We start from the raw sequence: 239 nt of genomic DNA, 5'->3' as shown, positions 1-239 counted from the left end.
CCGGATCCGGCTCGCCGAGGTCGCCGCTCCTCGCCTCACCGCCGAGGAGCGGCACGCCCGGGACCAGATCTGGGCGACCATGGTCCTGGCCAATCCCACCCTCTTCGACGGCCCCGCGGTGGCCTGCGCCGACACCTCGTGGCCCAGACCCGGCGAACTCCACATCTCCTGGTCCCGGGTGCCCTACCGCCACTACGCCCTGCGCCGCGTCCCCGCCGCCACCGCCCCCACCGCCTCCC

The 239-nt window shown here is 75.7% G+C and carries 1 pseudogene; it reads left to right on the top strand.

The features are described 5' to 3' along the window. A pseudogene (locus tag VR45_RS41520) lies at positions 1-239 on the top strand (NUDIX hydrolase); the annotation flags it as partial.

This window comes from Streptomyces sp. NRRL S-495, assembly GCF_000966955.1.
GTDB lineage: Bacteria > Actinomycetota > Actinomycetes > Streptomycetales > Streptomycetaceae > Kitasatospora > Kitasatospora purpeofusca.
Note: the sequence above shows the minus strand (reverse complement) of the source record. Positions and strands in the feature narration are given on the sequence as shown.